Here is a 10,189-nt window from a genome sequence, read left to right on the forward strand (position 1 = left end):
GGGACCGTGCGGTCCGGGCGCCGGCCTGGGCTGCCGGTCGAAGGGCGGTTCGCCGCGACGCGGTCGGCAGCGCCTGCCCGGCGCGGTGATTCCGGAGACCGGGACGACGGGAGAGGCGGTGCGCCCCGGCCTGTTCTCCCTCACCATCGACCCCGGCAACCCCAACTTCGCCCGCGCGCTGCGTGACGGGGATCTGCGCCGGACCGTCGCGCACGAGGCGCACCACGGCATGCGCATGGCCGGGCCCGGCTCCGGCTGGACGCTCGGCGAGGCCCTCGTGAGCGAAGGCTTGGCGGGGCGGTTCGTCGGCCGCCTGTTCGATTCGTCGCCCGAGCCGTGGGAATGCGCGGTGACCGACGCGGAACTCGCGGCCAACCTGCCGGACGACGCGACGCTCGCGGGCGCCGGGCACGACCACCGCGCCTGGTTCTTCGGGGCAGGACGGTATCCGCGCTAGCTCGGCTACACCCTCGGCTACCGGATCGTGGGCGACTGGCTCGAAGCGGGCGCCGACACCGGCGGTGGCGCATGGGTCGACATCCCCGCGCCCGACGTCATCGCGGCGGCGCGCGGGCGCACGCTGCCGAACCTCCGACCGCCGGCCCGGGCCGCCTCCCAGCCCCGAGGCGGAATGGCCAAGCCGGTCGATGACGGCGGCTTCCGACACCGGCGGATGCTTGTCCGCACGGCCGGCACGGGCCGAGATCGGCCGGTCCGCTCTGCGACCGGATCGGATGGAAAGCGGCCCCTGGCGTTTTCCCCGGAAGCAGACGTCCGGAGTCGGACCCGACCACGCCCTCAACGCCGACGTCGGTGGTTTTCGAAAGCCGACGAAGGCGGCGTTCCGGACGGTCAGCGCGATCGAAGACTTGCACTCCTAGAAGTTGTACTTCCGGTTGCATCAAATGCGATCGACTTTGCTATCACCCTGTCCTGCCGGATGCTGCATGATGAACTCACAGGGCGGGTGCCAGATTTTTCAGCCGACGCCTTCAGCGCAAGCCAACATCAGAAAGCTCAGATCATGCTGACCCGCGGCCTCAATTCGCTTTTCCTCCGGGCCTTGGGTTCGCCCGCCTGCGGTTGGGTGGTGCGCACGGTCATCGTCTCGACCTCGGGAGACGCATCACCTCGTGCCGACGGCAGGGCCTCCAAGATGATCCTGATCCGGTAGTCGGAGGGTTCGCCGAGAGGCAGCTCGGCTCAAGCCGCCCGCGCAAGATCGCCCTCGATCGAGGCGAGCGCGCGCTCCAGCGCCGCGAAGCAGATCGGGTCGAACGCAGTGCCGAGATCCGCGCGCATGATGCCGAGCGCCTTCTCGAGCGACATGGCCGCCCGGTAGGGCCGGTCGGCTGTCAGCGCGTCGAACACGTCGGCGACCGAGACGATGCGGGTCTCGGGCTCGATCGCGTCGCCGCTCAAGCCGCGCGGATAGCCCTTCCCGTCCAGCCGTTCGTGGTGTCCGCCACCGATGCGGGCCATCTCATGGAACACGGCCGCGCGGGTCAGGATGGTCTCGGAGAGGGACGCGTGATTGCGCATGTCCCGCCACTCCGCGTCATCCAGCTTGCCGTTCTTGTCGAGGATCGCGTTCGAGACCCCGAGCTTGCCGACGTCGTGAAGCAGCGCAGCCCGCTTCAGCCAGCGGCGGCGCTCCGACGTGTAGCCAAGCTCGGCCGCGATCATGTCGGCGTAGACGGCAACCCGCTCCGAATGGCCGGAGGTGAACGGGCTCCTGGCATCGATGGTCTGCGCGAAGGCACGGGCGATGTCGTCGAGGTAGTCCTCATCAACGACGATCGGGCTGACCGGTGCCAACGCGAACACCGCCTCCTCGACCTCATCCGAGGCCAGGGTATCCCAGAAGCCGGGCTCGGATGCGGCCGCTTCGAAGCAGGCGACGATCTGAGGATCGAACCATGTGCCCGAGCGCGCCCGCACCTCGGCCATCGCGGCCGCGGGGCCGGCTGCGGTGTGGAACACGTCCACGACCTGAGCGAGCAACGCCATCCGTGCGTAGAGCGGGATCCCCGGGCCGACCAGGCGGTCCGGTCTGCCGCCGCCGTTCCAGTGCTCGTCCAGCGCGTGGATGGCCTCGCAAACGCTCGCGGGGAAGCGAAGCTGCCGGGCGATCTGGGCACCGCGCTGACAGCGGGTTTGGATCAGTTCGTCGGTGATCGCTCCGCCGTTCTGCAGGATGTTGAGCACGGCACGGAAGCGTTCGGCGAGGCCGGCCTTGAGGCCGGTATGAGAGAAGACGAAGCCGAGCACCTTCGGCAGGCTGTCGCTCACGGTCTTGAAGTCGCGTTTGAAGCTGAGATCGTCGGACAGATAGAGCTCGCAGATGCGCGCGGCGTTGCTGGAGCACCCGAGATCCTTCAGCATCACCGTGTGGTAGAGTTCCCAGAGCTGCAAGTCCGGGAGGCCCATCTCGCGGCCGATGTGGAAGCCGATCCAGGTCGCGCGCACGCAATGCCCGACGGGCTGACCTTCCGTCAGGTCGAGGGCGTGGCTCAAGGCACCCAGCACTTCCGACAGCTGGATCGTCCTGGCTTCCTCGTCGCCGCCTGATACAATCCGCATCGTTCTCGTCCGGCCTCTCGGCTTATCGGTCTCGATAGGCGCCAAGACTGCCTCAAGAACCTGATCAAAGCGTTGCGTTGCCTTGCGCGCGCCGATCCGCCCCGAGCGGACCTTTCCAGCGTCCGCAAAGGGGCGCAGCCCCTCGGATCGCCGGCAGAGCCCCTACCGCCCGGCGATCAGCGCCTTGAGGCGGGTGGCGAGGGCGTCCATCGGGAAGGGCTTGGTCAGCACCTCCATGCCGGGGTCGAGGTGGCCGTGGCCGAGGATCGCGGTCTCGGCGTAGCCGGTGATGAACAGCACCTTGAGGTCGGGCCGGCCGACGCGGGCCGCGTCCGCCATCTGGCGGCCGTTCATGCCGCCGGGCAGGCCGACGTCGGTGACGAGCAGGTCGATGCGCATGTCCGATTGCAGCACCGCCAGGCCGGCGACGCCGTCGGCCGCCTCGATCGCGGTGTAGCCGAGATCCTCCAGCACCTCGGTGACCAGCATGCGCACCGAGGGCTCGTCGTCGACGATCAGCACCGTCTCGCCCTGCTCGGCCCGGGCGGCCTCGGCGGGGACGGGCGCCCCGTCGTCGCCGTCGGCCTCGCCGTGGTGGCGCGGCATGTACAGGCAGACGGCGGTGCCCCGGCCGGGCTCGGACCGGATCCGCACCTGCCCGCCCGATTGCCGGGCGAAGCCGTGGATCATCGACAGGCCGAGGCCCGTCCCCTGGCCCATCGGCTTCGTGGTGAAGAACGGCTCGAACACCCGGGCCACCACCTCGGGCGGCATGCCGGTGCCGGTGTCGGTCACGCACACCGCGAGATACTCGCCCTCGGGGATGTCGTGCGCGGTCGCGGCCGCCCGGTCCAGCCGGGAGTTGGCGGTCTCGATGGTGATGCGGCCGCCGTTCGGCATCGCGTCGCGGGCGTTGATGCAGAGGTTCAGCAGCGCGTTCTCGAGCTGGCCCGGATCGATCAGCGCCGGCCACAGGTCCGCCGCGCCGACCCGCTCCAGCGCGATCTCGGGGCCGATGGTCCGGCGGATCAGCTCCTCCATCCCGCCGATCAGCCCGTTCACGTCGGTCGGCTTCGGCGTCAGCGTCTGCCGGCGCGAGAAGGCGAGCAGGCGGTGGGTCAGCGCGGCCGCGCGGCGGGCCGCCCCCTGCGCCACGCCCATGTAGCGCTCGAGGTCGTCGAACCGGCCCTGGCCGATCCGGCTCTGCATCAGCTCCAGCGCGCCGGAGATGCCGGCCAGCAGGTTGTTGAAGTCGTGCGCCAGGCCGCCGGTGAGCTGGCCCACCGCCTCCATCTTCTGCGATTGCCGCAAGGCCGCCTCGGTCTGCATCAGCTCGGCCGTCCGCTCGGCGACGCGCTGCTCCAGGGTCTCGTTGAGGGCGCGCAGCGCCGCCGCCGCCCGGTCGCGCTCCGCCTGCACGGCGCGGCGCTCCTCGACGTCGATCAGAACGCCGGGGAAGCTCGACGGGGTGCCGTCCTCGGCCCACTCGACCCGGCCGTTGGCCTCGATCCAGTAGTAGCGCCCGTCCGTCCGGCGCACGCGGTACTGGTGCGCGTAGGCGCCGCCCTTCCGGATCGCCGCGTCGATCGCCGCGGCCAGGCCGACCTGGTCGTCGGGGTGGACGGTGGCGACGATCTGGGCGAGCGGGATGCCGGTGCGGCCGAGCGCCGGGTCGAGACCGAAGCTGCGGGCGAAGGCCTCGTCGACGGTGAACCGGTCGGTCGGCAGGTCCCAGTGCCAGGTCCCGATGATCGCGCCGGCCTCGAGGGCGAGCTGCACCCGCTCGGCATTCTCGCGCGACAGGGTCTCGCTGACGCGCAGGCGCTCCTCCGCGCGCTTGCGCTCGGTGACGTCGTTGAAGAAGATCGCGATCTGCCGCTCGGCCGGATCCCCGACCCGCACGGCGCGCACGTCGAACCAGCGCGCGAACGCCTCCGCATAGCTCTCGAACGTCGCCGGCTCCCCGGTCCAGGCGACGCGGCCGTAGGTCTCGAACCAGAACCGCTCCAGGTCGGGCGCGAACTCGGTGACCCACTTGCCGCGCAGGTTCACCCCGGCCTGGCGCTCGAAGGCCGGGTTCGCCTCGATGAAGCGGTAATCGACCGGGCGCTCGCCCTCGAACCGCACCTCGACGATGGCGAAGGCGGTCTCGATGGTCTCCAGGAGCGTGCTGAAGCGGTCCTGCGTCGCGCGCAGGCGCTCGCCGGCCTCGTGCTGCTGGGTGCGGTCGCGGACGATCTTGACGTAGCCCTGGTGGACGCCGTCCTCGTCGCGCAGCGGCATCAGCGCGCCGGAGGCCCAGAACCGGCTGCCGTCCCGGCGCAGGTGCCAGCGCTCGTCGCTCGCCTGGCCCTCGGCGAGGGCGGCGCGCATCTCCCGCTCGACGCAGCCCGCGGCCCGGTCCTCCGCGGTGAAGATGCGCGCCGACGACCCGCCGACGACCGCCTCGCGGGGCCAGCCGAAGATGGTCTCCGCCCCCGCGTTCCACTCCGTCACCGCGCCTTCCGGGTCGGTGACGATGACGGCGAAGTCGATGGCTCTCTCGATGACGTTCTGAAGGCGGTGGCGTCCGGGCATGGCCCCGGTTTAGCCGCATCCGCCGCGCGATTTATGTAGCCGCCCGGCCACGCCGGCGCGTCGGTTGCGGAGCGACCCTTTTGCGGGTCGGCCGTTCCGATGCCGCGAGATTCGCATGCCCGCGTCGGCCCGCGCGGATTCCGGCCGTGCCGGGCGCGATTCCGCCCTGGTTGCACGTTTCGGTTGCCCGCCACATACTCACGCGTGCCGCCTGCGGACCAACCCGGGGGCCGACGGCGATCGGGGGCGGGGCGTGGCACAGGGAACGCAGATGCGCACGCATCTGTGCGGCATCAGGACGGCGTGGACGGAGCGCGGCTCCGCCGGCGAGGCCGTCGCCGAGATCGCGCGGGCGGTCGGCGCCGACGCGGCCCAGCTCCTGGTGTTCTTCTCCCCCGACTACGACCCCGAAAACCTGAGCCGGCGGCTGGCCGAGGCGTTTCCGCGGGCCGAGATTTCCGGCTGCACCATGTCGGGCGGGATCGCGCCGGCCGGCGGGCTCGACCGCGGCCTGGTGGCGATCGCGTTCCCGGCGGACGGCTTCCGCATCGTCTCGACGGTGCTCGACGCGATCGACCACCTCGACGTCGAGCGCACCACGGGCGCGGTGCGGGCGCTGCGCCGCCGGCTCGAGCCGCACGGGCCCGACCACGCCCAGCCGACCCGCTGCTTCGCGCTCTCGCTGATCGACGGGCTCGCCAACGCCGAGGAGACCGTGGTTTCGGCCATCGCCTGGGCGCTGGAGGGCATCCCGCTGGTCGGCGGCTCGGCCGGCGACGACCTCACCTTCCGCGACGCGGTGCTGCTGCACGGCGGCGCGATCCACCGCAACGCCGCCGTGCTGCTCCTCGTCGAGAGCGACTTTCCGGTGCAGATCTTCAAGAGCGACAACTTCGAGCCGACCGACGTGAAGTTCGTGGTCACCGCCTCGGACGGCGAGTCGCGCACCGTGTACGAGCTCAACGCCGAGCCGGCCGCGCGCGAATACGCCATGGCGGTGGGGCTCGACCCCGAGCGGCTGACGCCGATGAGCTTCGCCGCCTACCCGCTCGCGGTGAAGGTCGGCGGCGAATACTTCTGCCGCTCGATCCGGCGGCTCAACGCCGACGGCTCCCTCAGCTTCTTCTGCGCCATCGACGAGGGCGTGGTGCTGACGCTGGCCGAGCCGCGCGACATCGTCGCCTCGACCCGGGCGGAGCTCGCCCGGCTCGACCGGGCGCTCGGCGGCGTCGACCTGATCATCGGCTTTGAATGCGTGCTGCGCCGGCTCGACGCCGAGAGCCGGCAGGTGCGCCAGGGCATCGCCGACCTCTACCGGCGCTACGACATGGTCGGCTTCGAGACCTACGGCGAGCAGTACCGGGCGATGCACCTCAACCAGACGTTGACCGGCATCGCCATCGGCAAAAGGCCCGCGGACGAGAGGCTTGCGAGCGAAGGGCCTGCGGAGGCGACGCCCGCCCCGCCGGCGCTCCCGTGACCCTGCACGACGCCGGCCTGGAGGGCGAGGCGTCCCTGCGCCGGCGCATCGCCAAGCTCGAGCGGATCAACGCCGCGCTGATGGCGCATGTGGAGCGCAGCACCGACCAGCGCGGGGGCGCCTATGCTTTGTTCCAGACCGCGATCAACCTGGAGGGCCGCGTCCGCACCCGCACCGAGGAGCTGACGGCGCTGATGCACCGCCTCGAGCGCTCGAACGAGGCGCTGGTGGCGGCCAAGGAGGAGGCCGAGACCGCCAACCGCTCCAAGACCCGGTTCCTGGCCGCCGCCAGCCACGACCTGCTGCAGCCGCTGAACGCCGCCCGCCTCTCGATCTCGGCGCTCGCCGACCTGCCGCTCGGGCCCGAGGCGAGCCTGATCGGCGCCCAGGTCGAGCGCGGCCTGCAGACGATCGAGGACCTGATCAAGACCCTGCTCGACATCTCCAAGCTCGATGCCGGCATCGTCCACCCGCAGGTGCGGCCCGTGCCGCTGCCCGACCTGCTGGCGGGGCTGGCGGCGAGCTTCGCGCCGTTCGCCGCGCGCAGGGGCCTGCGCCTGGTGGTGCGCAGCCCGGAGCTGGCGGTGTCGAGCGACGGCATCCTGCTGCGGCGCATCCTGCAGAACCTGCTCTCCAACGCGATCCGCTACACCGCGTCCGGCGGCGTCGCCCTGGTCGCGCGCCGCCGCGGACGCCTTCGAGGCGCGGATGCCGGTCCTGCTCGGCCTGATCGTGCGGGAGGCGGGCAAGTCCCTGGCGAACGCCGTCGCCGAGGTGCGGGAGGCGGTGGACTTCCTGCGCTACTATGCCGGCGAGGCCGAACGGGTCTGCGGCCCGGAGGCACGGCCCCTCGGTCCGGTCGCCTGCATCGCGCCCTGGAACTTCCCCCTCGCGATCTTCACCGGGCAGGTCGCGGCCGCCCTCGCGGCCGGCAACCCCGTGCTCGCCAAGCCGGCCGAGGAGACCCCGCTCGTCGCGGCCGAGGCGGTGCGGCTGCTGGGCGAGGCCGGGATCCCGGCGGGGGTGCTGCATCTCCTGCCCGGTGCGGGCGCGGTCGGCGCGGCGCTCGTCGGCGATGCCCGGGTCCAGGGCGTGATGTTCACCGGCTCGACCGCCGTCGCCCGCCTGATCCAGCGGACGCTGGCGGACCGCCTGACCGCGGACGGGCGGCCGGTGCCGCTCGTCGCCGAGACCGGGGGGCAGAACGCGATGATCGTGGATTCCTCCGCCCTGCCCGAGCAGGTGGTGGCGGACGTCCTCGCCTCCGCCTTCGATTCGGCCGGCCAGCGCTGCTCGGCCCTGCGCATCCTGTGCCTGCAGGAGGAGATCGCCGAGCGGACGCTCGCCATGCTGCACGGGGCCCTGCGCGAGCTCGCGGTGGGCGATCCCCGGCGCCTGTCCGTCGACGTCGGCCCGGTGATCACCGCCGAGGCGGCCGAAGGGATCTTCCGCCACATCGAGACGATGCGGAGCCGGGGCCACGCGATCACGCAAGGGGGCGAGAACCCGCAAGGGCGGAAGGATCCGGCCCTGGACGCGGGCAGCTTCGTGCCCCCGACGGTGATCGCGATCGACCGGGTCTCGGACGTGGAGGCCGAGGTGTTCGGGCCGGTTCTCCACGTGCTCCGCTACCGGCGGGACGACCTCGATGCCCTCGTCGACGCGATCGACGCCACCGGCTACGGGCTGACCTTCGGCCTGCACAGCCGGATCGAGGAGACGGTGACGCGCGTCCTCGACCGGATCGGGGCGGGCAACGTCTACGTCAACCGCAACACCATCGGCGCCGTCGTCGGCGTGCAGCCGTTCGGCGGCACGGGCCTGTCCGGCACGGGGCCGAAGGCCGGCGGGCCGCGCTACCTCCGCCGGCTGATGACGCGCCCGGCCCCGTCCTGGGCCGATGCCCCCGCCGACGCGGCCCGGTCCCCGGCCGAGGCGGTCGTCGATCCGGTCGCTCGGGCCTACATCGGCTGGCTCCGGCAGCGGGGCCACGCCAAGGTCGCGTCCCGGGTCGAGCGCGATCTCGCCCGGATGCCCGCGCTGACCGAATCGGTGCTGCCGGGCCCGGTCGGCGAGCGCAACAGCTACGGCCTCCGCCCGCGCGGCCCGATCGCGGCGCTCGCCTCGGACGAGGCGGGAACCCTGCGCCAGCTCGGCGCGATCCTGGCCACCGGCCAGCGCGCGGTGATCGCGGCGGAGCGGGCGTCGTCGGGCCTGCTCGACGGCCTGCCCGCGGCGGTCCTGCGGAGGATCGTCCCCGCCGAGGATCCCGCGGGCGCGCCCGGCCTCGGCGGGGTGCTGCATGCGGGCGAGCGGGCCGATCTCGCGGGGCTGGTCCGCCGGATCGCCGAGCGCGACGGGCCGATCCTCACGATCCTGTCGATCCCCACGGCCTCCGATCCGGAGGCGGGTTACGAGCTCTCGGACCTGTTCGCGGAACGCACGGTGTCGATCAACACGGCGGCGGCGGGCGGCAACGCCAGCCTGATGGCGCTCGACGCATGATCCCATGCGATCCGGCAGCGCCCGTGCCGGGATCGGCGCCGACGAAAAAGGCGCGCCTCTTGGCAGAGGTGCGCCCTGAGTTGGTTCCGGTCTCGTGAAGGAACCCGGGTGGGATACGGGGTCGGCGCGGCGCGGGCAAGGTCTGGTCGGCGATATGCCAGCACTGTGGCCGTGTCATCGAAATGTAACTTGGGTTAAGCCGGAGCCGGAGCGCGGGCGGCCCGTCGCATGAAGGAACGAACCCATGGCATCGATGCAGGAGATCGCGGCGACGATGCGCAGCGTCGTCACGCCCGGGATGACGCCGAAGGCGATCCGCGCGGCCATCCGGGAGAAGCACCCGGAGGCGAGCAAGAAGGAGATCGTCCGCGCCGCGTTCTACGCCCTTGCCGAGGCCCCGGCCGCGGACGGGGACGCGTCGGCGGACCTGCACGGCTTCGCCCTGTCCGAGCGCGGCGCCGACGAGGAGGCCGACGCGGTCGTGACGGTGCGCAAGCGCAAGCGGAAGAAGCACGCGCCCGCCGCGGCCGCGATCGCGCCGGCGCATTGAGGCCGAGGGCTGCGGGCCCTCCGAGGGGCGGGACCGTCGGGCCGACACGCGGTCTCGCGACGACGATGCGGCGCCGGCTCGCCCGTCCTCACGTCAGCATGGAGGTCAGCAGCGCGCGCAGCTGCGCCGGCTTGATCGGCTTGTGCACCAGCTCGGCGCCGAGGGCCGCCGCCTCGGCCGCGATCTCGGGGGCGTGGTCGGCGGTGGTGACGATGACGGGCAGCGGCGCGGTGCGCCCTTCCCGGAGCAGGACGGCGACGTCGAGCCCGCGGGCGCCGTCGTCGAGGTGGTAGTCGAGGATCAGGATGTCGGGCGCGAGCCCGCCCGCGCGCAGGGCGGCCGCGACGCCGGCGGGATCGCGGAAGGTGGCGACGCGCGCATCCCAGTTCCCGAGCAGCCGCTCGAGCGCGTCGGCGGTGGCGGCGTCGTTCTCGACCACGACGACGCGGGCGCCCGAGAGCCGCGTCGCCACCGGCCCGGGCCGCGCCGCGGGC

7 protein-coding genes and 2 pseudogenes are annotated in these 10,189 nt (G+C 72.4%); 6 read left to right on the plus strand and 3 right to left on the minus strand.

Going from position 1 to position 10,189, the window contains the following annotated elements; all coding sequences use genetic code 11:
- Both FV230_RS30830 and FV230_RS30835 read left to right on the plus strand, forming a co-directional pair.
- A partial coding sequence (locus tag FV230_RS30830) for a DUF2268 domain-containing putative Zn-dependent protease (RefSeq protein WP_246694908.1) occupies nt 1-457 on the plus strand: 457 nt, incomplete at its 5' end.
- Nucleotides 458-484: 27 nt separating this feature from the next.
- Entirely contained in the window at nt 485-1,174 is a 690-nt protein-coding gene (locus FV230_RS30835; RefSeq protein WP_246694909.1) for a hypothetical protein, read from the plus strand.
- Between the two features lie 29 nt (nt 1,175-1,203).
- Here FV230_RS30835 and FV230_RS18165 read toward each other — a convergent pair whose 3' ends face one another.
- Together FV230_RS18165 and FV230_RS18170 are read right to left on the minus strand one after the other, a co-directional pair.
- Complete coding sequence (locus FV230_RS18165) at nt 1,204-2,583, minus strand: HD-GYP domain-containing protein (protein WP_147843391.1); 1,380 nt, start codon at nt 2,581-2,583, stop codon at nt 1,204-1,206.
- 162 nt (nt 2,584-2,745) lie between these two features.
- Nucleotides 2,746-5,160 (minus strand): PAS domain S-box protein, encoded by a 2,415-nt coding sequence (locus FV230_RS18170; RefSeq protein WP_147843392.1) that lies wholly within the window; start codon nt 5,158-5,160, stop codon nt 2,746-2,748.
- 271 nt (nt 5,161-5,431) lie between these two features.
- Between FV230_RS18170 and FV230_RS18175 the strand changes: the two genes are divergently transcribed.
- The 4 genes and pseudogenes from FV230_RS18175 (at nt 5,432) to FV230_RS18190 (ending at nt 9,695) form a co-directional block, all read left to right on the plus strand.
- Nucleotides 5,432-6,640, plus strand: a complete 1,209-nt coding sequence (locus tag FV230_RS18175; protein ID WP_187275543.1) for an FIST N-terminal domain-containing protein — start codon at nt 5,432-5,434, stop codon at nt 6,638-6,640.
- A pseudogene (locus FV230_RS30840) lies at nt 6,637-7,338 on the plus strand (HAMP domain-containing sensor histidine kinase); the annotation flags it as partial. The gene FV230_RS18175 and the pseudogene FV230_RS30840, both read left to right, overlap by 4 nt.
- A pseudogene (locus FV230_RS18185) lies at nt 7,319-9,145 on the plus strand (L-glutamate gamma-semialdehyde dehydrogenase); the annotation flags it as partial. The pseudogenes FV230_RS30840 and FV230_RS18185, both read left to right, overlap by 20 nt.
- Nucleotides 9,146-9,389: 244 nt before the next feature.
- A complete protein-coding gene (locus FV230_RS18190; protein ID WP_147843395.1) occupies nt 9,390-9,695 on the plus strand; it encodes a hypothetical protein in 306 nt (101 codons plus the stop codon).
- 88 nt (nt 9,696-9,783) lie between these two features.
- Here the strand turns inward: FV230_RS18190 and FV230_RS18195 are convergent.
- Nucleotides 9,784-10,189, minus strand: a 406-nt coding sequence (locus FV230_RS18195; protein WP_147843396.1) for a response regulator, incomplete at its 5' end; no start/stop codon positions are given.

Origin of the sequence: Methylobacterium sp. WL6 (genome assembly GCF_008040095.1) — a bacterium.
Classification (GTDB): Bacteria; Pseudomonadota; Alphaproteobacteria; order Rhizobiales; family Beijerinckiaceae; genus Methylobacterium.